Consider the following 26,091-nt stretch of genomic DNA (forward strand, 5'->3'; position numbering starts at 1 on the left):
GCACGCCAGGGAGCCGTCATGCCTCACACTCACTACACCACACTGATTTCCGCGGCCAATCTTGCCGAACGGCTCGCTGCCGCGCCCGGCAGCGTCGCGCTGTTCGACTGCCGCTTCGATCTCGTCGATCCCGATGCGAGCGAAGCCGCGTACGCCGCCGGCCATATCGCCGGCGCGCAATACCTGCATCTCGACCGCGACCTGTCCGGCCGCAAGACCGGCACGAACGGCCGCCATCCGCTGCCGACGCGCGACGCGCTGGCCACGCTGCTCGCGAGCCGCGGGCTGAAACAGGGGCAGCAGGTCGTCGCGTACGACGCGCAAGGCGGCGCCTATGCCGCGCGGCTCTGGTGGCTGCTGCGCTGGCTCGGGCACGATTCGGTCGCCGTGCTCGACGGCGGGCTGCAGGCCTGGCAGGCGGCCGGCCAGCCGCTGACGACGGACGTCCCCAAGCCGGCTCCCGGCGATTTCCGCGCGGCGGCGCCGCTCGAATCGACCGTCGATGCGGCGACGGTACTCGCGAACCTGAGTACGCCGACGCGCGTCGTGATCGACGCACGCGCGCCCGACCGGTATCGCGGAGAAAACGAAACGATCGATCGCGTCGGCGGCCATATCCCGGGCGCGCGCAACCGGTTCTTCAAGGACAACCTGACGGCCGACGGCCGCTTCAAGACCGGCCACGAGCTGCGCGAGACGTTCACCGCGCTGCTCGCCGGCACCGAGCCGAACCGCGTGATCCTGCAGTGCGGCTCCGGCGTGACCGCCTGCCACAACGCGCTCGCGATGGAAGTGGCCGGCCTGCATGGCGCGTCGCTGTATCCGGGCTCGTGGAGCGAATGGAGCGCCGATCCGTCGCGGCCGATCGCGACCGGCGCGACACCGTGACGCACGCGCGTACGGCGCGATAGCCAGGCGGCGGCCTCGGCCGCCGCTTCGTCGTTTACATCACGCCGTACTTGTGGAACCACGCGATCGCGCGCTTCCATCCGTCCTCGGCATCGGCCTTCACGTAGCTCGGCCGGTAGTCGGCAAAAAACGCGTGGCCGGCATCCGGATAGACGACGATTTCCGACTCGCGCGCGAGCTTCGAGTCGCTCGTCTGGATCGCCTTGCGCATGTCCGCGAGCGACGCCTGCGTGATGTTCGTATCCTTCTCGCCGTACAGCCCGAGCACGGGCACCTTCAGCAGCGACGCATGATCGACCGGATTGAACGGCGTCATCTCGTCGGTCTTGCCTTCGACGAAGCCGTACCACGCGACGGCCGCCCGCACGTGCGGATTGTGCTCCGCGTAGAGCCACGCCTGACGGCCGCCCCAGCAGAACCCCGTCACGCCCACGCGCGTCAGGTCGCCGCCGTTCTTGCCCGCCCATGCGACCGTCGCATCGAGATCCTCGGTGACCTGTCGGTCGGGAACCTTGTTGATGATGTTGTCGTACAGGTCCTTGATCGTCGAATACTTCGACGCGTTGCCCTGCCGCGCGAACAGGTCGGGCGCGATCGCGAGATAGCCGAGCTTCGCGAAGCGGCGGCAGACGTCGGCGATGTGCGCATGCACGCCGAAGATCTCGTGGATCACGATGACGACCGGCAGGTTCGTCTTGTCGATCGGCTGCGCACGATACGCCGGCACGCTTGCGTCGCCGGAGCGGATCTCGACGGTGTCGACGTCGAGGCCGGCGCTGTCGGTCGTGATCGTCTGCGCGGACACCGGCAGCACGGCCGCCGCGAAAGTGCCGCCCAGCGCCGCCTGCATGAACTTGCGGCGCGAGAACGGAACGTGGGGAACCAGGCTGTCGACTTCGGGTTTCAACATGAATGCACTCCTCGATTGGGCGCCGCCGTCACGCCACGGATTCGACGCGACACGGCATCGCACCGTCGCCCGGTGCGAAGATTGCGACGGGTGGCACGCCGCCGCAAACGAAAACCCGCACAAGATGCCCAATAATCCGTTGTCGCGTCAACTGTCCGATATGTAAGACTCGATGACAGACGGCGGCCGCCGCTGCGTCGACCGCCGTGCCGCGCGCGCCGAACGCGTTCAGTGCAGCTTCACGCGCGGCAGCGTCGTGCGACGCAGCCAGTGCGCGACCGTATCGAGGATCATCCGCGGATAGCCGTGCAGCGCCGCGATATGCAGCCGGTACAGCGACATGTACATGAAGCGCGCGAACAGCCCTTCGATCAGCATGTTGCCGCCGATCAGGCCGCCCATCAGGTTGCCGACGGCGCTGAAGTGACCGAGCGAGACGAGCGACCCGAAGTCGCGATACGTGAACTCGGGAAGCGGCCGCCCGTCGAGCCGGCACGCGATCGCTTTCAGCAGAAAGCTCGCCTGCTGGTGCGCGGCCTGCGCGCGCGGCGGCACGTTGCGTTCGCTGCCGGGCCACGCGCATGCCGCGCAATCGCCGAGGGCAAAGACGTTGTCGTCGGTAACCGTCTGCAGCGTGCGGCGCACGTCGAGCTGACCGAGCTTGTTGACTTGCAGCCCATCGAGATGCGCGAGTACGGCCGGCGCCTTGATGCCGGCCGCCCAGACCGTGAGATCGGCGCGCACGGCCTTGCCGCTCGCCGTATGCACGGCGCCGGGCGCGACTTCGGTCACGCGCTCGCCGAGCATCAGCCGCACGCCGAGCTTCTCGAGCAGCCCGGCGGTCGCGGACGACACGCGCTCCGGCAGCGCCGGCAGAATGCGCGGCCCCGATTCGATCAGCACGATGCCGACGTCGTGGCGCGGATCGAGCTTGTGCAGCCCGTACACCGACAGCACCTGCGCGGTGTTGCGCAGTTCGGCGGACAGCTCGACGCCCGTCGCGCCGCCGCCGACGATGACGACCTGGATACGCGGCTCGGCCGGCTCGCCGGGTGCAACCGCCGCCGGCGCCTGATGCTCGGCACGCATGCACGCGGCGATCAGCCGCTTGCGGAAGCGTTCGGCCTCGCCGACGGTATCGAGTGCGATCGCATTTTCCGGGGCGCCCTGCACGCCGAAGAAGTGCGTCGTGCTGCCGATCGCAATCACGAGCGTGTCGTATTCGAGTTCGCGGGCGGGCAGCAGCTCGGCGCCGTCGCTGTCGTTGACGGGCGACAGCGTGATGCGCTTCGCGGCACGATTCAGCCCGGCGAGCTCGCCCTGCTGAAACTCGAAGCCATGCCAGCGCGCCTGTGCCGCGTATTCGAGTTCCTGCGTGAACGGGTCCATGCTGCCGGCCGCGACTTCGTGCAGCAGCGGTTTCCAGATGTGGGTCGGATTGCGGTCGACGAGTGTGACGAGTGCGCGCGCGGGACGATTGCCGCGGGCGCCGTAGCGGTCGCCGAGCCGCGTCGCCAGTTCCAGGCCGCCCGCGCCGCCGCCTACGATGATGATCCGATGCATCTGATTCCCCCCTTTGCGATTCGAAACCTGTTGCCGCCGGACGATGCGGGCTTCATCCGTGCACCGTCGCGTCGATTAACCGGTTCGGACATCATCGATGTGCAGTTCGAAGCACCTCGGCGACGCGCGTTCCGGGAACGCGGGACGCGCAGCCCCGCGTCAATGACATGAACGACATGCATTGTCCGGGAGCTTGCGCGTTGACGACAAGCAAACCAGCTCGATATTCGACATCCCTGCAACAATATGCCGCAGAAGGCAGGGATCGCGCACCGGGAATCGTCAGTGCGCCTCCTCCCAGTTCGCACCGGCGCCGACTTCGGCGACCAGCGGCACCTTCAGCTTCGCGACGCCGCACATCATTTCAGGCAGCTTCTCGCGCACCAGCGACAGCTCGTCGTCGGGCACCTCGAGCACCAGTTCGTCGTGCACCTGCATGATCATCCGCGATGCGAGCTTGTCGCGCGTCAGCCAGCCGTCCACGGCGATCATCGACAGCTTGATCAGGTCCGCCGCGGTGCCCTGCATCGGGGCATTGATCGCCGCCCGCTCGGCCGCCTGACGGCGCGGGCCGTTGCCGCCGTTGATTTCCGGCAGCCACAGGCGGCGGCCGAATACCGTTTCGACGTAGCCGCGTTCCTTTGCGCTCGCGCGCGTGTCTTCCATGTACTGCGCGACGCCCGGATAGCGCGCGAAATAGCGGTCGATATAGAGCTTCGCCGCATCGCGCGTGATGCCAAGATTCGACGCGAGACCGAATGCGCTCATCCCGTAGATCAGGCCGAAGTTGATCACCTTCGCGATCCGGCGCTGGTCGGCGTTGACTTCCAGCGGCGTCACGCCGAACACTTCGGCCGCCGTCGCGCGGTGAATGTCCTCGCCCTGCGAGAACGCACGCAGCAGCGAGGCGTCGCCCGAGATGTGCGCCATGATCCGCAGCTCGATCTGCGAATAGTCGGCCGACACGATCCGGTGCCCCGGCGCCGCGATGAAGGCCTCCCGAATGCGCCGGCCTTCGGCCGTCCGCACCGGAATGTTCTGAAGATTGGGATCGTTCGATGCGAGGCGGCCCGTGACCGCGACCGCCTGCGCGTAGTTCGTATGCACGCGGCCGGTCGACGGATTCACCATGCGCGGCAGCTTGTCGGTGTAGGTGGACTTCAGCTTCGACAGCCCGCGGTGCTCGAGCAGCAGCTTCGGCAGCGGATAGTCCTCGGCGAGCTTCTGCAGCACTTCTTCGTCGGTGGACGGCGCGCCGCTCGGCGTTTTTTTCACGACCGGCAATTGCAGTTTCTCGAAGAAGATCTGCCCGATCTGCTTCGGCGAACCGAGATTGAATTCGCCGCCCGCGAGCGCGTAGGCCTGTGCCTCGAGATCGACGAGGCGCATCGCGATCTCGTTGCTCTGCGCCTGCAGCCGCGCATCGTCGATCAGTACGCCGTTGCGCTCCATCTTGCGCAGCACGAGCGACACCGGCATCTCGATCTCGCGATACACGCGCTCGAGGCCCGGTTCGCGCGCGATCTGCGGATACAGCGCGCGATGCAGCTGCAGCGTGATGTCGGCATCCTCGGCCGCGTATTCGGCCGCCTGTGCAAGCGCGACTTCGTCGAAGCCGATCTGCTTCGCGCCCTTGCCCGCGACATCTTCATACTTGATCGTCTTGACGCCCAGATGACGCAGCGCGAGGCTGTCCATGTCGTGCGTGCGATGCGATTCGAGCACGTACGATTCGAGCAGCGTGTCGTGCTCGATGCCGTTCAGTTCGATCCCGTAGTTGGCGAGCACCTGCGCGTCGTACTTCAGATGCTGGCCGACCTTCTTGCGATCGGGCGATTCGAGCCACGGCTTCAGGCGTGCGAGCACGTCGTCGAGCGGCAACTGCTCGGGCATGTCGGGGCCGCGATGCGCGACCGGCAGATACGCGGCCTTGCCGGGCTCGACCGCGAACGACAGGCCGACGAGCCGCGCGACCATCGGGTCGAGCGCCGTCGTCTCGGTGTCGAACGCGGTCAGCTCGGCCGCTTCGAGCTTCGCGAACCACGCATCGAATTGTTCCCAGGTCTGGATCGTCTCGTATTCGCGCGGCGTGTCGACGGCGATCACCGGTGCCGGCTCGCCGTCCGGCGCATCGGCGCCGCCGCCTTCCGCGGGCGCGCTGTCAACTTCGCGCAGCCAAGTCTTGAAACCGTAGCGCGCGAAGATGTCGCGCAGCAGATCGCGCGCTTCGCCGTCGCTCTTGAGCGACGCATCGATCGACTCGAGATGCGGCGCGAGATCGCATGCCGTTTCGACCGTGACGAGCTTGCGGCCGAGCGGCAGGAAGTCGAGCGCGCGGCGCAGGTTGTCGCCGACGACGCCCTTGATCTCGCCCGCATGCTCGATCACGCCGTCGAGGCTGCCGTACTGCGTGAGCCATTTCACGGCTGTTTTCGGGCCGCACTTCTCGACGCCCGGCACGTTGTCGACCGTATCGCCGATCAGCGCGAGGTAATCGACGATGCGCTCGGGCGGCACGCCGAACTTCGCGAGCACGCCGTCGCGATCGAGCGTCTCGTTCGTCATCGTGTTGACGAGCGTGACGCGATCGCTGACGAGCTGCGCGAGATCCTTGTCGCCCGTCGACACGATCACGTTCATCCCGCGTCGCTCCGCTTCGCGCGCGAGCGTGCCGATCACGTCGTCGGCCTCGACGCCTTCGACCATCAGCAGCGGCCAGCCGAGCGCGCGCACGGCGCCGTGAATCGGTTCGACCTGCAGCGCGAGATCGGGCGGCATCGACGGGCGGTTTGCCTTATAGTCGGCATAAAGGTCGTCGCGAAACGTCTTGCCCTTTGCATCGAACACGCAAGCGCTATACTCTGCACTGACTTCCTTGCGCATACGGCGCAGCATGTTGATGATTCCGTAGAGCGCTCCGGTCGGCTCCCCGCCAGGGCCACGCAAATCAGGCATCGCATGGTAAGCCCGATACAGATAGCTCGAACCGTCAACCAATAGCAGGGTCTTACCTTCCAGATTTCGTTCTTCAGGCATTATGAACAAGAGAAAAGTGATTCCGAGTCTGCGTTCGCTCGCAGATCAAGAACGCGCGACGGCCAAGAAGGCGCGCGCATCGTGGCAGATGTTCACGATTATGGCAGAGTTTATCGAGGCGACCGAGTACCTGTCGGAGATCCGCCCGGCCGTCAGCATCTACGGTTCTGCCCGTCTGAAGCCCGACACGCCGCACTACAAGCTCGCCGTGCAGATCGCGCGCAAGCTGTCCGACGCCGGCTTCGCCGTCATCTCCGGCGGCGGCCCCGGCATCATGGAAGCCGCGAACAAGGGCGCGCATGCAGGCAAAGCGCCGTCGGTCGGCCTGAACATCGAGCTGCCGCACGAGCAGGCCGGCAACCACTATCAGGACATCTCGCTGCGCTTCCGTCACTTCTTCACGCGCAAGGTCACGTTCGTGAAGAACTCCGACGCGGTGATCGTGATGCCGGGCGGCTTCGGCACGCTCGACGAACTGTCCGAAGTGCTCACGCTGATCCAGACGAAGAAGTCGCGCCTCGTGCCGATCATCCTCGTCGGCAGCGAATTCTGGAAAGGGCTGCTGCAGTGGTTCCGCGATCAGCTCATTCCGATGGGCCTCATCAATCCCGAAGACATGGATCTGATGCAGGTGATCGACGATCCCGACCAGGTGCTCGATGCGGTGCTCGCGTTTTACGAGGACAGCGGCGAAGAGGAAGGTGAAGGCGGCGACGATCATCCGCCGCGCCCCGAAGAAGATCGGATGTTCTATCTGTGATTGCAGCGGCCGTCGCGCCGGTGCGCCGGTGCGCCGCGCGCCGTTTTGTAACGCTTCGTTAATCGCGTGCCGCCGCGTGGCGCGCGCGAATGTCAAATCCGCGCCGCGCGCGCTGGAGCCCTCCGCGCAATGCGGCGCATCCGTCGAGCGCCATTGTCAAATCGGGCCGCGCATGCCGTGCGCGGGCCTGCATACCGCGCACAATCCACGGTAACAAACGCCGCTCGCGTTTTGCGTCGCGTCTCTGCACACTGCGTATGTCGGCGTCGGCGATCCCCCCTTGGGGCCGATTCGCAACGCGTGATCGACTCCACTGCGCCGCGCCGACCCTTCAGAACAACATTACGGAACACGCCATGAAACGCTCACTGATCGCTCTTGCCTTCGCCGGCCTCGGCCTTTCGCTGTCCGGTCTCGCCCACGCCGTCAACGTCGACGTCAACATCGGCACGCCCGCGCCGGTCGTCGTGGCACCTGCGCCCGTCGTCGTCGTCGGCTGGCACGGCGACCGCTACTGGGACGGCCATCGCTACTGGGAACGCCGTGAATGGGAAGAGCATCAGCACCGTCATGGCCCGGGCCGCTATCACTGCCCGCCGGGACATGCGAAGAAGGGTGAGTGCTGAACGACTCGGCACGACCTGGGCAGACAAGGCCGCCCACGCGCTTCGGCGCCGGGCGGCCTTGTCGTTGATGGCGGCGCGTTTCGCCACACGAGCGTAGCGCCCGCTGCGTCGAACGACATACGCGCTTGCCGACGGGTTCGCCGGCTACGCGTCGATGCGCATGAGCGGGCCTGCCGCCCTCGCACGCGCCCTTCGAAACGCGAGTGGTAGTATCGGCCGCGCAAACGGCCACTCTCCCCTCATCCACTCATGAACAGGATTCTCGTCAGCGCCTGCCTTGCGGGGCTGCCCGTGCGTTACGACGGTTCGGCGAAGACGGTCGCGGATGCGCTGCTGCAAACGTGGCGCGACGAGGGCCGCCTCGTCGTCGTATGCCCCGAGGTCGCCGCCGGCTTCGGCACGCCGCGCCGGCCCGCCGAGATCCGCCTGCATCGCAGCGGCGGCGACGTACTGGCCGGCGCGGCGTCGATCTGCGACGACGCGGGCACGGACGTGACCGCGATGTTCATCGACGGCGCGCACCACGCGCTCCGTCAGGCAGCCGCGCACGGGTGCCGCTATGCACTGCTCGCGGACGGCAGTCCGTCATGCGGCAGCAGCTTCATCTACGACGGCACCTTCTCGGGAACCCGGCATGCAGGCGCCGGCGTCACTACCGCGCTGCTCGAACGGCACCGCATTCAGGTGTTCCCGCCGTCGCGGCTGGCGGAACTCGCGGCGTTGATCGAGCGCGACGGCTAAGGTCGAAGAGGCGTGCTGGCGGGCCCGAATCGAAGCATCATGCGCGCTGCCTGCCCGTCATCGTTGAACGCGGGCCGGCGCGCCGATGACGGCGCCGCGCGCGCACGAGCACGCGCCCGCGCGGTCGTCGCGGCGATGGCACTGGAAACGACCGCACACGGCGCTCGCCGATTCGAACGGCAGCGTCACTGAAACGCCACTTCCGCAAAACTCCGCAGCTTGAAGACGCAAAATCACATTAAATCAAAGCGTTACGTTACTTCCTCTAACTTATTACGGGAATACCGCTCGCAATTGCACGGGGATTTCCGAAGCAATCCGAGAGCAAGTTAGACGACTCTTCAGGCGATCAAACACTGCCTTCGGAGCTTTACCCGCACGCAGCACATCCTTGTAAATCAAAGCCTTACGCAACTCACAAACTGCAAGACCAACGCTGCACAAGTCATCCAAGGCCAATCTAGCCACCTAAGCCGCAATTTAGCTGCACTGGCATCCAGCTAGCTTCCCATTACAATACGACGCACACGACGGGCCACGTCGCGAGAGTCGACAAGAACATGAACGGGGAAGCGCGCAATGGCAAAAAAAGAAACTGTGAGCGTTACACAGCTTGATCTGGACACCCATAACCCACGGACCAAGCCGGAAGGAAATCAGACCGCCGCTCTGCGGAGCCTCCTGGCGGTCGAGCGCGACGGGGAAAAGGTCTACGAACTGGCTCGAGACATTTGCGACGTTGGCATGCTGGATCCTGGCGACCGTCTGTTCGTCCTTCCGTCTCAAGAGAAGAACCGCTTCATCGTGCTAGACGGTAACCGCCGCCTTGCTGCACTTCGCCTGTTGTCGCAACCGGGACTGATTGAGCGCGAGGACATTGGACTGAATCAGTCGTTACGAAATCGATTTAAGCGACTCCAGGTTGACCACCCAAACAACTGGCCCAGCAGCGTAGACGTGGTTGTGTTCGATACGCGTGAGCAAGCCAACAGGTTCATTCGATTGCGTCACACCGGCGAGAATTCTGGCGCCGGTAGAAGCGCGTGGTCGGCACTTCAGATTGCACGCTTCGATCACACCGGAATTTGGCAATGCCTGAGTGCTCTTCGTGATGCAGGTGAGCTCGGACTTGATGTATTGAACGAACTGGATCGCAGCGACTTCAATATCACGAGCTTCGATCGCGTCGTAAGCACCGAGGAGTTCCAGCGCCGCTACGGCTGCAGTATCGGGAGGAATTCGTTCTCCCCCGGCGATAATGCGTCCCGCGCAATGAAGGCTTTGGGCAAAGTCGCAAACGACGTCGCTCTCGGCCGAGTTCATTCGCGCGGCGAGTTCGCTGAAGCAAAGACAATGTCCGGTTACTTTGCGGAAGTAGACGCCTTCGTAAACAACCACTTTCCACCTACTGCGCCGACGTCGCAACCCGGCGCAGCCACATCGCCGCCGATCAAGTCTCCACCAGGCGCCGGCGCAACCACTTCCTCGACTACGAGCTGGCAACCAAAGCCCGGCGCTGCGCCGTCGGCCCTGCCCCCTGCTACGACCACGCCAACGACGACGATCAGCGCTCTCCCAATTGTCCGCAAAAAGCGTGCCTCGAAGTTCCTGATAAGCAAGACCGAACTGACGACCGTGACAAATCAGAAATGTCGTCAGATCGTGACAGAACTCAAGCAGGGGGTATCAGTACAGGATGCGCCGTTCGCATGCGCCCTTCTGTTGCGCAGCCTGCAGGAGATCACGGCGGAGATTTATGTGACGACGGTCTTAAACCAGCAGAAGAGCAATCGTGCCGCGAATCTCGACGCAGCTGCAACGCATCTCTTGAGCCACAAGCACGTCACCGATCCGGGCGACAAGATCGACATCACGTCGAATTTCCGTCAATTCCGTGATGAGTATGAGGATCTTTGCAACGCAGCTCACAGCAAGGTCACCGACCTCAGCCCGGACCACCTCCGTTCGACTTGGAACAATCTTCGTGGCGGCATGGACCTCTTGTGGAAACGCATCTATGCTGCCGAGCTTGAACGATCCCAAAAAATGACATCGAACCAATAAGCGCTGTCACTAGCTCCATGGCAAATTGCACTCCCCTTCGCTATCCAGGCGGTAAAGCGCGCTTGCGCCCCTACCTCGAGCGCTTGATTGCGCAGAATCATCTGTACGACGCACACTACGTTGAACCCTTCTGCGGCGGTGCCGGTCTCGCGCTTGAGCTCTTGATGAGCTACGTGGTGAGCACAGTTCACCTGAACGATTTTGATCGGGCCGTGTATGCCTTCTGGTACAGCGCGGTCAAGCGGACGGATGCGTTGTCTGCTCGAATTGCCGAGACGCCGTGCACGATTGACACGTGGCACGAGCAGCGGTCAATTTGGTTGAATCGCAAAAAATCGAATCTGCTCGACCTAGGATTCGCTACCTTCTTCCTGAATCGCACAAACCGATCCGGGATCCTCGACGCAGGCGTCATCGGTGGGAAGAGCCAGTCAGGAAAATGGAAACTCGACGCACGATACAACCGTGACGACCTCATATCGAGGGTTCAGACAATCGGGAAGTTCCGGTCCCGAATTCGCATTTACAACAAGGAAGCGGTAAATTTTTTACAGGACCTCCAGCCTGACCTTCCCCAAAAGTCGCTCGTCTATCTCGATCCGCCCTACGTAGAGAAGGGACCGGGACTGTACATGAACCACTATAGTGAGGATGACCATCGCTTTCTGGCTCAATGGGTAACACGCAAGCTTCGACGGCCTTGGATGGTGTCTTACGACGCTCATCCCCTAATTCGCGAGTGCTATGAAGGCCACACTCAAGCAGAAATAAACTTGCACTACAGCGCGTACGGCAACGCGCGTCGCGGGACCGAACTTGTTTATTTCTCGGACGGAATTGTCCCGCCCGATATGAGTAACCGGACGTCACGCTACCACCAACCATGGGAAGCATTTGATGTGGCGCAACTCTGAGTATGAGCTCAAAGCGGGCGTCGTCCGCGAATTGTGGATTGCATAACCAAAACGCATAAAAGTGCATAGAAGAATGGGCCCGTCGATCGCCGCGCGGCCCGCTCCAAACGGCCCCGAGCACCGGGCGCATGGGTGCATAAAAACCGTTCGTTTTCGCGGGCAGGTGGGGCGGGGTCACAACTGCGCGCGCCGGGCCGCAGGCAGCATCCTCCGGGCGGGGTCCGGACCCGAGAACGCCTCTGCGGCGCGGCCCAAGGGCCACCACGGGCTCGCCGCGGGCTCGGCCGACTCCGAGCCGCCCGCCGGCGCGCCAGCGGCTCTGAGGCGGCCTATTCCGCCGCGGCGGCGCATGGCGCCAGACGCAAAAAAGCCGCCGGCACCGAAGTGCCCGGCGGCTTGTCGTCTGCCGGTTGCGCGGTTGGGCGTCAGCCCTTCGTCGGCTCGAAATCCCTGAAGCGCACCACCTCGATCCCGAGCCAGTCGTTCACCTCCCGCAGCCGCGCCTTCAGCGGCTCGATCTCGAGCTCGTTGAACACCTCGGCGGCCTTGTGCACGTCGCCGAACCCGCCCGCGTTCGACGGGATGATCCCCATCAGCTGCGGCGGCACGCGGTGCGCCGCGAGCTGATCCTCGACCGTCACCTTCTTGATGTTCCAGAATTCGTCCTTCGCCGCGACCTCGCCGATGGGCAACAACTGGATGCCGTCCTTCTTGCCCTTGGGCGCGTACATGAACAGGTTCCGGAAGTTGCCCGGCCCCTTCGCGTTGCGCAATGCCTCGCGCAGATTGTCGACGTCCTCCTGCTTCTCAGCCGCGTCGGTCATGTACAGGATGAATCCCGCATGGCTGCCGTTCTTGTAGTACCGCCGTCGGAACAGTGTCGCGCTCTCGTTTAGCCACGTCGAATTCAGTGCCGACAGGTATTCGGGCAGCCCGTAAATCTCCTGGTTCAGATCCGGCTCGTACAGGTGATAGACCGCGCCCGCGGGAAACGCGTGCGGCTCGCGCACGTTCGTCACGAACCAGTACTGGCTCGGCTCGATCCCGACCCGCGTGTATTTCGCGAGCGAGCATTTCAGAGCCATCGGCTGGCCGAGCCGATTCGTGCGCAGCTCAAGGTAGCTGTTCGCGAAGACCAGGTACTCCAGCACGAACCGGCTGAAGTCGGCGCGCGACAGCAGCGGGTGCTCGATGTACGACTGCACGAGGATGTTGCGCTTCACGTAGATGGCCGAGCTGTGATGCGGCGCGGCCCGGAACGAGCGCGCGAGCCCGTCGAGCGGTAGCGGCGGCTCGTACCAGCTCCCCATGCGCATGCACTCGACGTAATCGAGCAGCTCGCGCCGATCCAGCACGGCGATCGGGTCGCCGAACGAGAACACTTCCGCGCGCGTGGCCGGCGCCGGCTGCGTGTCGGCCGCCGGCTCGGTGCGATCGTGTGCGCGGCGCCCGGCGCCGCGTCGATACTTGCGTGACATCAGAAAATCTCCATGAATCCGGTATTGGTGGCAGTCGCCCCTTCGAGCGGCTCGTTCGCCAGCGCGTGCATGCACGCCCAGGCGAGATCGCCGTGGCTCGCTTCTTCCGAGCGGCTCGCCTTGTACGTGACTTGCAGGCCGCTGGGCGTGATGGTTTTCTTGATCGCCATGAATGACGCGGCGAGATCGTTCCAGCCGGCGTCGAACTCGAGCCGGCCCTTGCGAATCACGTTCTGCGCCTTCATCACCAGCGCGGTCTTGATCTCCACCGAGTAGTGAAACGGCGTCGCGGCCGGGAAAAACTTCGTGACGAGCTGATACACGCCCTGCCCGATACCGGTCGTATCGATGCCGATATAGGTCACGCGATAGCGCCGCGTCAGCGCTTCGATCTGCGCGGCCTGCGCCTCGAAGTCCAGACCGTGCCACTGGAACCGCTCGAGCACGCGGAACTTCCCGCCCGGACGCTTCGGCGGCGCAATCACCACGCAGCCTGCGTTGTCGCCCGTATGCGACGGGTCGTAGCCGATCCAGACCTCCTCGTCGCCGAACGGGCGCAGGTACAGTGGCTTGAAGTCGTCCCACACCTCCCAGGTATCGACCATGCACGGCTGCAACACCGTCAACGGGAAAACCGACAGCGAATCGTCGATGAACTGGCACAGCAGCAGGTTCGCGTATTCCTCGGGGCTGTATTCCAGTCGTAGCCGGTCGAGATTGAAGAGCGGCCGCGCCCCGCTGTTGCAACCGCCGCGCACGGCGTCCTCGACCGTGACGATCTGACGCCACTGGCCGTCCTGACACGAACGTCCGGCGGCCAGCGCCGCGTGCGAAATGTCGATCGATACGTGCTGATCTTTCGGCCGGCCACGGTTGAACAGCTTGCCCGACCAGAACGGGTAGGCGTCGTGCGCGAGGCTCGACGGCGTCGAGAAATACGTCTGCCGCCACTGGTCGTGAATCGCCATGCCCGAGGCGACCTTGCGCAGCTCCTGGAAGCGCGGCACCCAGAAGTACTCGTCGAAATACAGGTTGCCGTGGTAGCTCTGCGCAGTGCGCGCGTTGGTGCCGAGGAAGTACAGCGTCGCACCGTTCGGCAGCACGATCGGGTCGCCCTTCAGCTCGACGTCGACCGCGTCTTTCGCGAACTGCACGATGTACTGGCGGAACACGTGCGCCTGTGCCTTGCTGGCCGACAGGAAGATTTGATTGCGGCCCGTGTTCAGCGCGTCGAGCAACGCCTCGCGCGCGAAGTACCACGTCGCGCCGATCTGCCGGCTCTTCAGGATGTTGCGGATCCGTTCCTTGAAGCCGGCGCGATACCAGTTGCGCTGATAGTCGAAGATCGATTCGAGGAACGCGTCGTTGAGCTTCTCGATCTGCTCATCGCTGAACGCGTTGCGCTCGTCCGCGCGGCGCGAACGGCGCGAGCCGGCCGCACTCCCGGAGTCGCTCACCCTCGCATCGTTCGCCGGCCGTGCGCGCAACCGGTCGAGCTGACGCGTCAGCAGGTCGATCTCCTTGAAGTCGCGCCCCTCCTTTTTCTCCTTCACGACAAGCCGAATCAACTGCGCCTCCATCGACAGCGCGACCCGATCGACCGGCTCGGTTTCGTCCCATCGATCGCGCCGCTTCCAGCTGTAGAGCGTGGCCGGCTTCTCGCCGAGCATTTCGGCAATCCGCGCAATTCGATAGCCCTGCCAGTACAGGTCACGTGCGCGTCGGCGTGGATCAACGTCGGATGAATCGATGGGAAGTGCAGTCATGCAGCAAGGCTACCGACGCGCGCGCGCGAGCCCTACTGCCTTCGGTTGTGCCGGTTGTGCACACAACCAACGTTCATTGCGACACCGCTTCGAACTGCCGACACTGGAATCCCTGAACACAGCACCCCGCCCTCTCAGAGGTTTCGCACATGGCACAGGACACGAAGAAGACGAAGTTTTTCCGGATCGCGACCGAAGGCGCGACAACGGACGGGCGCACGATCGATCGCGCGATGCTCGAACAGATGGCGCGCTCGTACGACCCGGCGGTATACGGCGCGCGCATCAACATGGAACACATCCGCGGGCTCTATCCCGATGGCGCATTCCGCGCGTACGGCGACGTGATCGCGCTGAAAGCCGAAGAGCAGGACGGAAAGATGCGGTTGTTCGCGCAGCTCTCGCCGACGAAAGACCTGATCGCGATGACGACCGAGCAGCGCCAGAAGGTCTACACGTCGATGGAAGTCGATCCGGATTTCGCCGGCACCGGCGAGGCGTACCTCGTCGGCCTCGCCGTCACCGACAACCCCGCGAGCCTCGGCACGGAGATGCTCGCCTTCAGCGCGAAGAACCGTGCGTTCGACACGCGCAAGCTGCGCCCCGACAACCTCTTCAGCGCGGCGATTGAAGCCGACATCGAGCTCGAGGACGACGCGCCGACGCGCTCGGGTGACGCCGCGCGTTCGCTGTTCTCCAAGGTCCGCAGCCTGCTCAATCGCAAGGAAGTGTCTGACGATCAGCGCTTCTCCGACCTGTCGCAGTCCGTCGTGGCGGTCGCCGAAAGCCAGAGCCAGGTGCTCGACCAGGTCGAGCAGTTCAGCAGCGAGCTCGCCGATGTGAAGCGCGCGCTGAAAGACGCCGAAGCGCGCCATTCCGATCTGGTGCAAAAGCTGTCGCGCACCGACAGCGACCGCCAGCAACGGCCGATGTCGACGGGCGGCGACAACGCCGTGCTAACCGACTGCTGATCGACCACACCACCCATTTTCGTAAAACGGAGAATCCATGCGGAACGATACCCGCGAGCTCTATACCCGCTTCGTCGAGCGCATTCAGGAACTGAATGGCATCAGCGATGCGACCGTGAAATTTTCGGTCGATCCGACCGTGCAGCAGACGCTCGAAACCAAGACGCAGGAATCGAGCGCCTTCCTGAACAGCATCAACGTGATCGGCGTGACCGAGATGGAAGGCGAGAAGGTCGGTCTCGGCGTTTCGGGGCCGTCCGCGAGCCGCACCGACACGAGCAAGCGTGAGCGCGAAACGCGCGACATCGCGACGCTCGACAGCCAACGCTATCGCGCCGAGAAGACGAACTACGACACGCACATCACGTATCAGCGCCTCGACGCCTGGGCGAAGTTTCCGGACTTCCAGGCTCGTCTGCGCGACGCGATCATTCGACGCGCGGCGCTCGACCGGATCATGATCGGCTGGAATGGCGTGCGCGCGGCAGCCGACACCGATCTCGCGGCAAACCCACTGTTGCAGGACGTGAACATCGGCTGGCTGCAGCAATACCGCAACAACGCGAAGGAACGCGTGTTCTCGGGCGTGAAGATTGGCAAGGGCGAGCAGTTCAAGAATCTCGACGCCGTCGTCACGCTCGCGAACAACGAACTGCTCGAGCCGTGGTACGTCGAGGATCCGAATCTCGTCGTGATCTGTGGCCGCGAGCTGCTGCAGGACAAGTATTTCCCGGTCGTGAACAAGGATCAGCCGCCGACCGAAGCGCTCGCCGCGGACGTCATCACGGCGCAGAAGCGCATCGGCAATCTGCCGGCCGTGCGCGTGCCGTACTTCCCCCCGCGCGCGCTTATGATCACGCGCCTGGACAACCTGTCGCTGTACTGGCAAATCGGTGCGCGCCGTCGCGCGCTGATCGACAACCCGAAGCGCGATCGCATCGAGAACTTCGAAAGCTCGAACGATGCGTACGTGATCGAGGAATTCGGCGCGGGCTGCGTGGTCGAGGACATCCGCTTCGTCGACACCGATCCGGCGCCGGACGCACCGGCGGGTGGCGCATGACGAACCCGTTCCGCCAACACTTCCAGCGCACCGTCGCGGCCAAGGCCGCGCGCGGCACGCCGGCGAGCGTCGGCGGGCTGCGCGACGACTCGGCGTACACGCTGATGCTGGCGCAGCTCGACGAGCACCGCCGCGCGCTGAAGGCCGTCGAGTCGCTCGAGCGCAAGGCCGAACTGAAACGGCAGTTCCTGCCGGCGTACGACGCGTGGGTCGCAGGCGTCCTGGACGGTGCGGCCGGCGCGCCCGACGACGTGCTGATGACGGTCATGGTCTGGCGCGTTGACGTCGGCGACTTCCGCGGTGCACTGGAGATCGGCGCGTACGCGCTGCGACACGACCTTCCGCTGCCCGACCAGTACAAGCGCAGCACGCCGTGCCTGCTCGTGGAGGAATTCGCCGAGGCCGCGCTGCGCGCGCATCGCGCGGGCGAGCCGATTCAGGTTGAGCCGCTGCTGGACATCGAGCAGCTCACCGCATTGGCGGACATGCCCGACGAGGTACGCGCGAAGCTGCACAAGGCAATCGGCTACGGGCTCGCGGCGTCCCATCCGGCGAGCGCACTCGACCACCTGCGCCGCGCACTGCAGCTGTTCGCGAACGTCGGCGTGAAGAAGGACATCGAGCGGCTCGAGCGCGAGCTGAAGAACTCTGCCAGCGGGGGCCAGCGCGGCCCCGATGGCTGATACCGAGCGTACCCCGCGCACCAGGCGGCACGGGGCCGTAGCCGGCGCTGTCCGCGCGAAAGCCCCGTCCACCGCCTCACCCTTTCAACGTGACGAACCGACCATGTCCTTTGTCTCGACCCCGCCGCTGTCGCGGCCGTCCGAAACGCCGGCGCCGCCGATCGCGAACGATGCGTTCTACCCGGACGTGTCGCTCGAGCACGCACGCGACACGATGCGCCTCGACGGAACCGTGACCGACGCGCGCCTGCGGCACGAGCTGCTCGCGGCGATCGCCAGCGTCAACGACGAGCTGCGCGCCGCTCGCTCGGCGTGGCGCGAGGCCGGCATCACACGGCTCGCCGACGTGCCGGCCGACCAGCTCGACGGCGAGAGCGTGCTGCTGCAGCACTACCGGCGCGCCGTGTACTGCCTGGCGAAGGCGACGCTGATCGAGCGGTATCGCGACTACGACACGACTGCCGACGGCGCGCGCCGCGCCGACGAGCTCGAGCCGCAGAGCGACGAGCTGCGCCGCGACGCACGCTGGGCGATCAGCGACATCGTTGGCCGACCGCGTGTGACCGTGGAGCTCATCTGATGCGAGCGATGTTCCGAATCCGTCGCCTCGCGCAGGACCGCGTCGTCGACGGCCGACGCATCGCCGCGCCGTTTCAGGTTCAGCGCCGCGTCGCACGGCTGTTCTGGCGAGAAATCGCCGTGTGCCGAGACTGCGAGACCGCCGCCCTGATCCTGCACAGCGCAGCGCGCGCACGCCGTCTGGCGTCACTGAAGCCGCTGCTCGTCGCGCGTTACGACGCCAACGGCAGGGAGCTGTCCTGATGTGGGTGCGCGCGCTTCAGGGCGAAACCGTCGACGCACTGTGCTGGCGCGCGCTCGGCCGCACGCGCGGCGTCGTCGAAGCGGTGCTCGACCTCAACCGGGATCTCGCGCAGTACGGCCCGATCCTGCCTCATGGGCTGCTCGTCGAGCTGCCCGATGAAGTACCGCAAGCGGCGCAATCCGGCGCCGAGCGGCTCCAGTTATGGGACTGAGAATGGCTGAACCTATTTCCACGTCGTCCGCGACGGTGGCGGCGCTCGGCGTCGCGACGCTGTCGCTGTTTCCGGGCGTCGACGCCAACGTCGTCATGGGCGCCTTCGCCGGCTCGCTGCTGTTCGTGATGACATCGGCCGATCCGTCGATCCCGAAGCGCGTCGCCTTCTTCGTGATCTCGTTCGTCGCCGGGTGCCTGACGGCCGAGCTCTTCGCGGCTGGCCTCGACGCCGTGCTGCCCGCGCGCATCGACGTCCACGCCGGCATCGGCGCGCTGATCGCCTCGGCGCTCGTCGTGAAATTGCTGCTGTGGCTGATCGCGCAGGCCGACGCGCCCGACCGGTTGCTGAACGTGTTCAAGGGGAGGGAAAAGTGATGCTCACCGCCGTCTACGTGCTGCTATGCGCCGCGCTTGCGCTGCGTCTGGTGATCTTTCGCCGGCGCGGGAGCGCTCACCGACCGCTCGCTTCGTGCCTGGCCTACGCACTGGCGGTGGCCGCCGGCGCCGCGCCGATCCGCGCCGCGTTCGGCGCGCTGCCGCCGGCGGATCTGGCGGACACCGTCCTCGTCGGCGTCCTGTGCCTGGCCGTGTACGGCGTACGCGGCAACGTCGTCGAACTGTTCCACCGCGGCAATCCGCGCGACTCGCTGATCGCGCGCGTGCTGCAGTTCAAACCGCGGGGGCGCCATGTATAAGACCCTTCGCCTCGGCGACCGCGGCGCCGACGTCGCCTACCTGCAGCGTCAGCTCGTCGCCGCCGGCGCGCGCATCGACGCCGACGCGATCTACGGCAGCGCGACGCGCGGTGCCGTGGTCGCGTTTCAGGCGTCGCACGGCCTGGTCGCCGACGGCATCGCCGGCCCGAAGACGTGGGCGACACTGGTAGCCGGCCGGCGCGATCCGCGGCACCTGACTGATGCGGATCTGCAGCGCGCGGCCGATCGGCTGAAGGTCGATCTCGCGGCCGTGCGCGCAGTCAGTGAAGTCGAGTCGCGCGGCGCCGGCTTTCTGCCGGACGGCCGTCCCGTGATCCTGTTCGAGCGGCACATCATGTATCGGCAGCTCGCGGCCGCAGGCCTGGACGCCGACGCGCTCGCGGCGAAGTATCCGGGCGTCGTCAACCCGAAGCCCGGTGGCTACGCCGGCGGCACGGCGGAATACGCGCGCCTGGCGACCGCGTCGCAAATTTCCGCCGCGTGCGCACTCGAAGCGGCGAGCTGGGGCGGGTTCCAAATCATGGGCTTTCACTGGAACCTGCTCGGCTATCCGGACGTGTTCTCGTTCGTCGAGGCGATGAAGGTCAGCGAAGCCGAGCACCTCGAGGCGTTCGTGCGCTTCATCCTCGCCGACAAGGCGCTGCTCGCCGCGTTGCGCGGTCTGAAATGGGCGAAGTTCGCCGAGCTGTACAACGGCCGCGATTACGCCGATCACCTGTACGACGTGAAGCTCGAACGGGCGTTCGCTCGCTACAGCCGGGTGGCCGCATGACCATCAGCACCCGCCTCTTCGTCGCCGGCGCGATCGCGCTCGCCGGCGCGGCCGCCGTCATCGCTATCCAGCATGCCCGCCTGATCAGCGCCGGCCAGCGCGTCGACGCGCTGGAACGCGACGTGCGTAATCGGACAGCCGAGCGCGACGCGGCGCGCCGCGACGTCAAGGTCGTCACGCAGTACGTTGACCGTGTCCAGGTCGTCCGCGAGAAGGGCGACACCATCGTCAAGGAGGTTCCGGTTTATGTGGACCGCGAAGCGGATCGTGCCTGCGTTGTTCCTGTCGGCTTTGTGCGCGTGCACGACGCAGCAGCCGCCAACGTGCCGGTGGGCGATCCCGGAAGCGCTGATGCGGCCCCCTCGGGCGTTGCGCTCTCTGCCGTCGCCGCAACCGTCGCCGGCAACTACACTACCTGCCACGAAAACACCGAGCAGCTGATCGCGCTGCAGGCGCGCGTGCGCGACATCGAGCAGGAGGCGCCGTGAACAAACCGAACAGCCTGCGCGCGGCGCTCACGGCCGCCCTGCCCGAGTTCGCCCGCGATCCGGACCGGCTGCACATCTTCATCGAACACGGGTCGATTGCCGTCACCGCGGCGAACTCGCTGTCGTTCGAGTATGCGTACACGCTGGACATCGTCGTAACCGACTACGCGGGCCACTCGGATCACCTGATGGTGCCGATCATTGCCTGGCTGAAGATCCACCAGCCCGAGCTGTTGCTGAACCGCGACCTCTGCCGCGACGGGTTCAAGTTCCAGGCCGAGCTGCTCGACAACGGGAAATCCGACGTCGAGATCCTGCTGAAGCTGACCGAGCGCGTCGGTGTTACCGAGCGACCGGACGGCTACGAGATTCGGCACTTCGGCGAGCCGCCGATCGCGGGGACGTGATGGCCGATCGTCTGTCCCGCGTCGAGGAATGGGCCTCGGCCTTGCTCGGCCAGCTCACGAGCGCGCAGCGTGCGCGCTTGGCGAAAGAACTTGCGGAGGAACTGCGCCGGCGCCAGTCGCGCCGCATCGCCGAAGCGCGCAACCCGGACGGCAGCCGCTATGCGCCGCGCAAGCCGCAGGCGCGGCGCAAGAAAGGCCGCATCCGGCGCGCGATGTTCGCGAAGCTGCGCACCGCCCGCTTCCTCAAGACCACCTCGAGCGCCGACGCGTCGGTGCTGCATTTCACGCGCGACGTCGAGCGCATCGCACTCGTGCATCAGAAGGGACTGCGCGATCGCGTGCAGCGCGACGGGCCGATCGTGCAGTATCCGGCGCGCGAGCTGCTGGGTCTCGCGGACGCCGACGTCGAGCGAATCACAGACGTCGTCCTCGATTTTCTGGCGCGGTAGGTTTCGCTCGGTCGTGCGGCGTCGGACCTGGTTGCGATCTGCCGAAAAAACATGTTTCATTCGGTCAGCTTTGCGACCGTGATTGCATACTTTCAGACTACTCCTATGTGCCTGCACGATTCGATAAAGAGAGACTTACTACATATCAGAAATGCACTTCAGATTCTTCGCGCGTCACGAGACCAGTTTGCGTCAGAAACCCGGATTGCTGAACCAAAGTACTGGCGCGAGAGGCTTTACGCCATTCGTGACTTGGCCGAATGCCACAATTTGCGAGCACTGCAGCTCGAGGCAGACGAACTGATACTTCAGACTGAAGAGCTCGAACATTAGGCTGACAAATGTCAATGGTTGTCACAGGCTCCTACACAACATCCTGTGCATGACCCTCGCCCGCGCGCGCGGCATCCTTGCCGCATGGATGATTTTGCTGACCTGAACCGCCGCCTCGAAAGCCTGCTGCGCGAGGGCACCGTGATCGACGTCGACCATGATGCCCGCCGCGTGCGCGTGGAATCCGGCGGCCTGCAAACCGATTGGATCCGCTGGCTCGCGCAGCGAACCGGCGCCAGCGTCGAATGGGATCCGCCATCGATCGGCGAGCCCGGTCTGCTGCTTTGCCCGTCGGGCGAGCCGACGACCGGCCTATTCCTGCCCGGCGTGTACTGCGACGGTCACGACGCGCCGAGCTCGAACCCGAACGAACATGTGCGCGTCTATGCGGATGGCGCCCGCGTCGCGTACGACGCTCAGACCGGCCATCTCACTGTGACCGGCATCAAGACCGCAACGGTCCAGGGCAGCGGCACGCTCACGTTCGACATGCCGAAGGTCGTCTTCACCGGTGACGTGACGATCGAGGGCGCGGGCACCGTCATGAAGCTGCTGTCGTACATGGCCGGCCTCGCGGGCGAAGGCGGCGACGTCGGCACTGTCCTGCGCGGCAACATCACGCACGAAGGCGGCACGCTGCGTTCGAACGGCGTGTCGGTCGACCAACACGATCACGTCGATTCGATGGGCGGCACCACGTCGAAGGGGCACGGATGATCGGCATGAACGCACGCACCGGCCGCACGGTCGCGAATCAGGCGCACATCGAACAATCCGCCGCCGACATTCTGTTCACGCCGCTGGGCACGCGCGTCATGCGCCGCGACTACGGGTCGCTGCTTCCCGAGCTGATCGACGGCCCCATCAATCCGCTCATGCGCATGCGTGTGATGGCCGCGTCCGTCATGGCGCTGGCCCGCTGGGAACCACGCATTCAGGTCAATCAAGTGGATTTCGCAAGCACCGGCATCGACGGCGGCGCCGTGCTTGAGGTGCACGGCGAGCGCACGGACGGCCCGCGCGCCGGCACGCCCTTCTCCATGCGTCTGCCGACGATGGGCGGTCGCGCCACCGGGCGAGGCACGGCATGAGAACCACCCCGATCGATCTGTCGCAGCTGCCGGCGCCGGACATCGTCGAGGAGCTCGACTACGAAACCATCCTCGCCGAGAAGAAGGCCCGGCTCATTTCCCTGTACCCGAAGGAACAGCAGGACGAGATCGCGGCCGCGCTCGAGCTCGAATCCGAGCCGATGGTCAAACTGCTGCAGGAAGGCGCATACGAAAAAATGCTGCTGCTCGCGCTCATTAACGAGAAGGCACGCGGCATGCTTCTCGCATACGCGAAGGGCAAAACGCTCGAGCACATCGGCGCCCTCTTCGACGTCGACCGTCTGCTGATCTCGCCGGGCGACCCGGATAACGGCATCGACCCGATCTACGAGGACGACGACAGCCTGCGCGAGCGCATCCAGCTCGCGCCGCGCGGCTTCTCCGTCGCTGGCCCCGACGATGCGTACGTGTTCCATGCACGTTCCGCCGACGGGCGCGTGAAAGCGGCCACCGCCTACAGCCCGTCGCCGTGCGTAATGATCGTCACGATCCTGTCCCGCGAAGGCGACGGCACGGCGAGCCAGGAGCTGATCGACATCGTAAAGAAGGGGCTGGAAAAGAAGCGGCCGCAGGCGGACGAGGTCATCGTGCAAAGCGCGAAGATTGTGCGGTACGCGATCCGTGCGACGCTGCGATTCTTTAACGGTCCGGATCGGGCGGTCGTGCTCGCCGAATCGCTGAAGAAGACGCAGCAATTCACCGAATCGATGCACCGGCCCGGTTCCGAGGTCACGTTGGACGGCCTGTACCCGGCGCGGCGGCGCTCGCGCTGCGCGGCTTGGGCAATGTCGACGCGCTCGACTTCACGCCGCTGCGCGGCAAGCAGGTTGTGATCTGCATGGACAACGACGAGCCGTTCGCCGACGGTCATCCGCGCGCCGGCCACCGCCCCGGCCCCGAAGCTGCGTGGGCGCTGTACGAGCGGCTCACGGCGCTGAACATCAGCGCCGTGCTCGTCGACCAGGCGGGGTGGCTCGCTGACCTCGCGGACGGCGAGAAACAGCAGAAGCCCATCAACGACGTCAACGACTACCTGCAACTGCGCGGCCCGGCCGATCTGCAGCGCGCGCTCGACCAGCTGGAGCCCTGGCTCATCGCCGGCCTCGCCGGCGACGCCACGCGTCGCGGCCGGCCACGCATCTTCCTGCCGTCGCATGACTTCGCGCAGTACTGGCGTTTCCGCGTCCGGCCCGACTTCACCAGCTACATCACGAAGATGGACAAGAACGAGGAAAGCGGCGTCGAGACGCCCGTCATGACGGACCTGTGCGGCTTCCGCATCGCCGGCATCAGCCGCGTGTCCGTGGCGAGCGCGACGTCGACGATGACGGGCGACGCCGACCAGGCGCCGACCGTGTATTTCGCCGTGTCGGTGCAAGCGCCGCGCCACGGCGCGCAGCTCATCCGTCGCGTCATGCTCGACGACCAGCTGCACAACGTCGACCAGTGGGGCAAGTTCGGCCCGATCTGGGCGCCGGCACCGTTCAAGCGCATGGTCAACATCCTCGAGCGCGGCGCCGACCTCGGCGCGCGCCAAGCGGCGAACTTTGTTGGGCTCGCGTGGCGCGACGGTCGGCTGATCGTCAACGAAGGCCCGGACTGCTACTTCACCGAAGCCGACAAGCAGTGTCCGTATCACAACCTGACGTTCCCGAGCGGCCCGATTGGCGACGCGCGCCGCGTCATCGCCGCGTATCAGACGACGTTCAAGCAAAACGCCGCAACGATCCCGCTCGTATGGGCGCTCGGCGGCCACCTGAAGGCGCTGCTCGGCTTCTGGCCGCATATCACGATCCAGGCGAACAAGGGCGCCGGTAAGTCGACGCTCATCAAGCGACTCGAGCGATCGCTCGCCTTCACGATGTTCTCCGGGCAGTCGCTGCAGACCGAGTTCCGACTGCTAACGAGCATCAGCCACACGAGCCATCCGGTCGGATGGGAAGAGCTGTCCGCACGCCGGCAGGACGTGATCGACAAGGCCGTCGGACTGCTGCAGGAGAACTACCAGTACACCGTCACGCGCCGCGGCACCGACATGACCGAATACCTGTTGTGCGCGCCCGTGATGCTCGCCGGCGAGGACGTGCCCGTGCGCAGTCTGCTCGGCAAGCTCGTGCGTACGACGCTGACCGGCAAGCGCGGCCCGCTGCTGCCGGACGACCTGCCGCGCTTCCCGGTTCGGCAGTGGCTCGAATTTCTCGCCGGCCTCGACAAGCGCGCCGTGCTCGACCAATACGCGACGCTGCGCGACAAGGCACTGGCCAACTGCCGCGCGAGCGGTGAGGACGATGGCGCGAAGCGCATGGCCGGCAACTATGCGGCCGTCGCGCTCGCGTGGCGCTACCTGTGCGAGTTCGCCGGCATGGACCCGAGCGAAGGCGACTTCCCGCGCGACCTGCTCGCCGAAATGAACGGCCACATCGCCGAGACGAGCGCCGATCGGGAACCGTGGGTCTGGATCATGGAAACCGTGCTGTCGGAAATCGACGGCGGCAACTACAAGCACCCGTATACGTTCGACATGGTCGACGGCGAGTTCTGCCTGCTGCTGCGCACGGGCCACGTGATGGATCACATCGCACACACCAGCGCGCTGCGCGACAAGTGGAACGGCCTGCCCGTGAAATCGGACCGTGTGTTCAAGGCGCAGCTCAAGCACGCCGGCGTCGTTGTCGGCGAGAAGGAGGTCGAGCGCCGCATCTACACGCGCCGCGTGCCGTACCTCACGCCGATCTCGCTCGAGCGCCTGGCCGGCTTCGGGCTGCACGTGTCGATTCGTGAAGATCTGGCGACCGACGCGACCGAGCAGCGGGGCCGCGCATGATGCCCTCTCAGCCGATGCGGCCGCCGCGCGGCCGTACCCCTTTCCTCATTCCTTCCGGCCGCGTAGCGGCCCTGGATTCGGGTTTCCGGTGCGTGCGCCGATGCGCGCAGCAGTCGGCGCACGCGATCACGCGGCCGCCATGCTGTCCGTTTCCCCCCGTACCCCCCGCGAGTCGAAACGGCCGGGGAACAGCGCGAGCCGAGACGGGGCGGGGCCGCGCGGGCCGATTTTTCCGCAGGGAACGGGCATGCAGCGCACGCGAAGCGTGGTTTTCGGGGGCGTCCGCTCGTAAGTCTTTGATTGTTGAGAAGAGTACCGCCATGTGTCGCCCTCCATTTGCCACTAGTTGGAGCATTTTTGCCACTAGTCCAATTTTCGCGACGGCGCCCATTGCTCCTTTCTCTCTTCTCTCTAATTCATTGAAAAAGAAGAAGAAAGAAAGCGAGGAAGAGGCGAGCAAAAGCCGGGAT

At 65.3% G+C, this 26,091-nt stretch carries 25 protein-coding genes and 2 pseudogenes; 22 read left to right on the forward strand and 5 right to left on the reverse strand.

Annotated elements, in window-relative coordinates; translation table 11 throughout:
- The first annotated feature begins 18 nt into the window (after positions 1–18).
- Positions 19–888, forward strand: a complete 870-nt coding sequence (locus tag BCR55_RS18815) for a sulfurtransferase (RefSeq protein ID WP_065495406.1) — start codon at positions 19–21, stop codon at positions 886–888.
- Between the two features lie 55 nt (positions 889–943).
- On the opposite strand, the gene BCR55_RS18820 is transcribed toward BCR55_RS18815, so the two are convergent.
- From BCR55_RS18820 to polA, 3 genes are all read right to left on the reverse strand, one after another.
- Positions 944–1,819, reverse strand: a complete 876-nt coding sequence (locus BCR55_RS18820) for a dienelactone hydrolase family protein (RefSeq protein WP_065495409.1) — start codon at positions 1,817–1,819, stop codon at positions 944–946.
- A 228-nt stretch (positions 1,820–2,047) separates the two neighbouring features.
- Positions 2,048–3,382: an NAD(P)/FAD-dependent oxidoreductase gene (locus BCR55_RS18825; RefSeq protein WP_006404131.1), complete on the reverse strand. Its 1,335-nt coding sequence runs from the start codon at positions 3,380–3,382 to the stop codon at positions 2,048–2,050.
- Between the two features lie 282 nt (positions 3,383–3,664).
- The gene (gene polA / locus BCR55_RS18830; RefSeq protein WP_065495412.1) at positions 3,665–6,418 is read right to left on the reverse strand and encodes a DNA polymerase I; all 2,754 of its coding nucleotides are present in this window, start codon (positions 6,416–6,418) and stop codon (positions 3,665–3,667) included.
- A 1-nt stretch (position 6,419) separates the two neighbouring features.
- Here polA and BCR55_RS18835 point away from each other — a divergent pair, with 1 nt between their 5' ends.
- The 5 genes from BCR55_RS18835 to BCR55_RS18855 all read left to right on the forward strand — a co-directional run bounded on the left by BCR55_RS18835 (position 6,420) and on the right by BCR55_RS18855 (position 11,523).
- Positions 6,420–7,178: a TIGR00730 family Rossman fold protein gene (locus BCR55_RS18835; RefSeq protein ID WP_006399443.1), complete on the forward strand. Its 759-nt coding sequence runs from the start codon at positions 6,420–6,422 to the stop codon at positions 7,176–7,178.
- A gap of 356 nt (positions 7,179–7,534) precedes the next feature.
- Positions 7,535–7,804, forward strand: coding sequence for a hypothetical protein (locus BCR55_RS18840; protein ID WP_006404136.1), 270 nt, complete (start codon positions 7,535–7,537; stop codon positions 7,802–7,804).
- A gap of 249 nt (positions 7,805–8,053) precedes the next feature.
- Positions 8,054–8,545, forward strand: coding sequence for a DUF523 domain-containing protein (locus BCR55_RS18845; protein WP_006404137.1), 492 nt, complete (start codon positions 8,054–8,056; stop codon positions 8,543–8,545).
- A gap of 579 nt (positions 8,546–9,124) precedes the next feature.
- On the forward strand, positions 9,125–10,609 hold the full coding sequence (locus BCR55_RS32605; RefSeq protein ID WP_139094059.1) for a hypothetical protein: 1,485 nt from the start codon (positions 9,125–9,127) through the stop codon (positions 10,607–10,609).
- Between the two features lie 17 nt (positions 10,610–10,626).
- Positions 10,627–11,523 (forward strand): DNA adenine methylase, encoded by an 897-nt coding sequence (locus tag BCR55_RS18855; RefSeq protein ID WP_065495418.1) that lies wholly within the window; start codon positions 10,627–10,629, stop codon positions 11,521–11,523.
- A 425-nt stretch (positions 11,524–11,948) separates the two neighbouring features.
- Here BCR55_RS18855 and BCR55_RS18860 read toward each other — a convergent pair whose 3' ends face one another.
- Positions 11,949–13,001, reverse strand: a complete 1,053-nt coding sequence (locus BCR55_RS18860; RefSeq protein ID WP_065495419.1) for a phage portal protein — start codon at positions 12,999–13,001, stop codon at positions 11,949–11,951.
- Positions 13,001–14,767 (reverse strand): terminase ATPase subunit family protein, encoded by a 1,767-nt coding sequence (locus BCR55_RS18865; protein ID WP_065495421.1) that lies wholly within the window; start codon positions 14,765–14,767, stop codon positions 13,001–13,003. Before BCR55_RS18865 ends, BCR55_RS18860 begins: the two co-directional genes overlap by 1 nt.
- A 149-nt stretch (positions 14,768–14,916) precedes the next feature.
- Between BCR55_RS18865 and BCR55_RS18870 the strand changes: the two genes are divergently transcribed.
- From BCR55_RS18870 to BCR55_RS18945, 16 genes and pseudogenes are all read left to right on the forward strand, one after another.
- Complete coding sequence (locus BCR55_RS18870) at positions 14,917–15,738, forward strand: GPO family capsid scaffolding protein (protein ID WP_065495423.1); 822 nt, start codon at positions 14,917–14,919, stop codon at positions 15,736–15,738.
- Positions 15,739–15,775: 37 nt separating this feature from the next.
- The gene (locus BCR55_RS18875) at positions 15,776–16,801 is read left to right on the forward strand and encodes a phage major capsid protein, P2 family (RefSeq protein WP_065495425.1); all 1,026 of its coding nucleotides are present in this window, start codon (positions 15,776–15,778) and stop codon (positions 16,799–16,801) included.
- Positions 16,798–17,484, forward strand: coding sequence for a terminase endonuclease subunit (locus BCR55_RS18880; protein WP_065495427.1), 687 nt, complete (start codon positions 16,798–16,800; stop codon positions 17,482–17,484). Before BCR55_RS18875 ends, BCR55_RS18880 begins: the two co-directional genes overlap by 4 nt.
- Positions 17,485–17,587: 103 nt before the next feature.
- Positions 17,588–18,064: a head completion/stabilization protein gene (locus tag BCR55_RS18885; protein ID WP_048805732.1), complete on the forward strand. Its 477-nt coding sequence runs from the start codon at positions 17,588–17,590 to the stop codon at positions 18,062–18,064.
- Positions 18,065–18,072: 8 nt separating this feature from the next.
- Positions 18,073–18,306, forward strand: a complete 234-nt coding sequence (locus tag BCR55_RS18890; protein ID WP_223852572.1) for a hypothetical protein — start codon at positions 18,073–18,075, stop codon at positions 18,304–18,306.
- The gene (locus tag BCR55_RS18895) at positions 18,306–18,518 is read left to right on the forward strand and encodes a tail protein X (RefSeq protein ID WP_048805730.1); all 213 of its coding nucleotides are present in this window, start codon (positions 18,306–18,308) and stop codon (positions 18,516–18,518) included. Before BCR55_RS18890 ends, BCR55_RS18895 begins: the two co-directional genes overlap by 1 nt.
- A 2-nt stretch (positions 18,519–18,520) precedes the next feature.
- Positions 18,521–18,895, forward strand: coding sequence for a putative holin (locus BCR55_RS18900; RefSeq protein WP_048805729.1), 375 nt, complete (start codon positions 18,521–18,523; stop codon positions 18,893–18,895).
- Complete coding sequence (locus BCR55_RS18905; protein ID WP_048805728.1) at positions 18,895–19,215, forward strand: phage holin family protein; 321 nt, start codon at positions 18,895–18,897, stop codon at positions 19,213–19,215. Before BCR55_RS18900 ends, BCR55_RS18905 begins: the two co-directional genes overlap by 1 nt.
- Positions 19,208–20,008, forward strand: coding sequence for an N-acetylmuramidase domain-containing protein (locus BCR55_RS18910; RefSeq protein ID WP_065495431.1), 801 nt, complete (start codon positions 19,208–19,210; stop codon positions 20,006–20,008). The genes BCR55_RS18905 and BCR55_RS18910 overlap by 8 nt, the downstream gene beginning before the upstream one ends.
- Positions 20,005–20,496: a hypothetical protein gene (locus BCR55_RS18915; protein ID WP_043206380.1), complete on the forward strand. Its 492-nt coding sequence runs from the start codon at positions 20,005–20,007 to the stop codon at positions 20,494–20,496. The genes BCR55_RS18910 and BCR55_RS18915 overlap by 4 nt, the downstream gene beginning before the upstream one ends.
- Positions 20,493–20,903: a phage tail protein gene (locus BCR55_RS18920; protein WP_043206379.1), complete on the forward strand. Its 411-nt coding sequence runs from the start codon at positions 20,493–20,495 to the stop codon at positions 20,901–20,903. The genes BCR55_RS18915 and BCR55_RS18920 overlap by 4 nt, the downstream gene beginning before the upstream one ends.
- Positions 20,903–21,352: a phage virion morphogenesis protein gene (locus tag BCR55_RS18925; protein WP_043206378.1), complete on the forward strand. Its 450-nt coding sequence runs from the start codon at positions 20,903–20,905 to the stop codon at positions 21,350–21,352. Before BCR55_RS18920 ends, BCR55_RS18925 begins: the two co-directional genes overlap by 1 nt.
- A 417-nt stretch (positions 21,353–21,769) precedes the next feature.
- Positions 21,770–22,402, forward strand: coding sequence for a phage baseplate assembly protein V (locus BCR55_RS18930; RefSeq protein WP_043206377.1), 633 nt, complete (start codon positions 21,770–21,772; stop codon positions 22,400–22,402).
- Positions 22,399–22,776: a GPW/gp25 family protein gene (locus tag BCR55_RS18935; RefSeq protein ID WP_043206376.1), complete on the forward strand. Its 378-nt coding sequence runs from the start codon at positions 22,399–22,401 to the stop codon at positions 22,774–22,776. Before BCR55_RS18930 ends, BCR55_RS18935 begins: the two co-directional genes overlap by 4 nt.
- Positions 22,773–23,558, forward strand: a pseudogene (locus BCR55_RS18940) (baseplate J/gp47 family protein); the annotation flags it as partial. The gene BCR55_RS18935 and the pseudogene BCR55_RS18940, both read left to right, overlap by 4 nt.
- Positions 23,543–25,621 (forward strand): annotated as a pseudogene (locus BCR55_RS18945) (toprim domain-containing protein); the annotation flags it as partial. The pseudogenes BCR55_RS18940 and BCR55_RS18945, both read left to right, overlap by 16 nt.
- Between the last annotated feature and the right edge of the window lie 470 nt (positions 25,622–26,091).

Origin of the sequence: Burkholderia sp. CCA53 (genome assembly GCF_001685525.1) — a bacterium.
Classification (GTDB): domain Bacteria; phylum Pseudomonadota; class Gammaproteobacteria; order Burkholderiales; family Burkholderiaceae; genus Burkholderia; species Burkholderia multivorans.

What these genes read in the sequence shown, in the direction of transcription:
- BCR55_RS18815 (WP_065495406.1), top strand. Translation starts at nt 19, where the DNA reads ATGCCTCACACTCACTACACCACACTGATTTCCGCGGCCAATCTTGCC.
- BCR55_RS18820 (WP_065495409.1), bottom strand. Translation starts at nt 1,819, where the DNA reads ATGTTGAAACCCGAAGTCGACAGCCTGGTTCCCCACGTTCCGTTCTCG.
- BCR55_RS18825 (WP_006404131.1), bottom strand. Translation starts at nt 3,382, where the DNA reads ATGCATCGGATCATCATCGTAGGCGGCGGCGCGGGCGGCCTGGAACTG.
- polA (WP_065495412.1), bottom strand. Translation starts at nt 6,418, where the DNA reads ATGCCTGAAGAACGAAATCTGGAAGGTAAGACCCTGCTATTGGTTGAC.
- BCR55_RS18835 (WP_006399443.1), top strand. Translation starts at nt 6,420, where the DNA reads ATGAACAAGAGAAAAGTGATTCCGAGTCTGCGTTCGCTCGCAGATCAA.
- BCR55_RS18840 (WP_006404136.1), top strand. Translation starts at nt 7,535, where the DNA reads ATGAAACGCTCACTGATCGCTCTTGCCTTCGCCGGCCTCGGCCTTTCG.
- BCR55_RS18845 (WP_006404137.1), top strand. Translation starts at nt 8,054, where the DNA reads ATGAACAGGATTCTCGTCAGCGCCTGCCTTGCGGGGCTGCCCGTGCGT.
- BCR55_RS32605 (WP_139094059.1), top strand. Translation starts at nt 9,125, where the DNA reads ATGGCAAAAAAAGAAACTGTGAGCGTTACACAGCTTGATCTGGACACC.
- BCR55_RS18855 (WP_065495418.1), top strand. Translation starts at nt 10,627, where the DNA reads ATGGCAAATTGCACTCCCCTTCGCTATCCAGGCGGTAAAGCGCGCTTG.
- BCR55_RS18860 (WP_065495419.1), bottom strand. Translation starts at nt 13,001, where the DNA reads ATGTCACGCAAGTATCGACGCGGCGCCGGGCGCCGCGCACACGATCGC.
- BCR55_RS18865 (WP_065495421.1), bottom strand. Translation starts at nt 14,767, where the DNA reads ATGACTGCACTTCCCATCGATTCATCCGACGTTGATCCACGCCGACGC.
- BCR55_RS18870 (WP_065495423.1), top strand. Translation starts at nt 14,917, where the DNA reads ATGGCACAGGACACGAAGAAGACGAAGTTTTTCCGGATCGCGACCGAA.
- BCR55_RS18875 (WP_065495425.1), top strand. Translation starts at nt 15,776, where the DNA reads ATGCGGAACGATACCCGCGAGCTCTATACCCGCTTCGTCGAGCGCATT.
- BCR55_RS18880 (WP_065495427.1), top strand. Translation starts at nt 16,798, where the DNA reads ATGACGAACCCGTTCCGCCAACACTTCCAGCGCACCGTCGCGGCCAAG.
- BCR55_RS18885 (WP_048805732.1), top strand. Translation starts at nt 17,588, where the DNA reads ATGTCCTTTGTCTCGACCCCGCCGCTGTCGCGGCCGTCCGAAACGCCG.
- BCR55_RS18890 (WP_223852572.1), top strand. Translation starts at nt 18,073, where the DNA reads ATGTTCCGAATCCGTCGCCTCGCGCAGGACCGCGTCGTCGACGGCCGA.
- BCR55_RS18895 (WP_048805730.1), top strand. Translation starts at nt 18,306, where the DNA reads ATGTGGGTGCGCGCGCTTCAGGGCGAAACCGTCGACGCACTGTGCTGG.
- BCR55_RS18900 (WP_048805729.1), top strand. Translation starts at nt 18,521, where the DNA reads ATGGCTGAACCTATTTCCACGTCGTCCGCGACGGTGGCGGCGCTCGGC.
- BCR55_RS18905 (WP_048805728.1), top strand. Translation starts at nt 18,895, where the DNA reads ATGCTCACCGCCGTCTACGTGCTGCTATGCGCCGCGCTTGCGCTGCGT.
- BCR55_RS18910 (WP_065495431.1), top strand. Translation starts at nt 19,208, where the DNA reads ATGTATAAGACCCTTCGCCTCGGCGACCGCGGCGCCGACGTCGCCTAC.
- BCR55_RS18915 (WP_043206380.1), top strand. Translation starts at nt 20,005, where the DNA reads ATGACCATCAGCACCCGCCTCTTCGTCGCCGGCGCGATCGCGCTCGCC.
- BCR55_RS18925 (WP_043206378.1), top strand. Translation starts at nt 20,903, where the DNA reads ATGGCCGATCGTCTGTCCCGCGTCGAGGAATGGGCCTCGGCCTTGCTC.
- BCR55_RS18930 (WP_043206377.1), top strand. Translation starts at nt 21,770, where the DNA reads ATGGATGATTTTGCTGACCTGAACCGCCGCCTCGAAAGCCTGCTGCGC.
- BCR55_RS18935 (WP_043206376.1), top strand. Translation starts at nt 22,399, where the DNA reads ATGATCGGCATGAACGCACGCACCGGCCGCACGGTCGCGAATCAGGCG.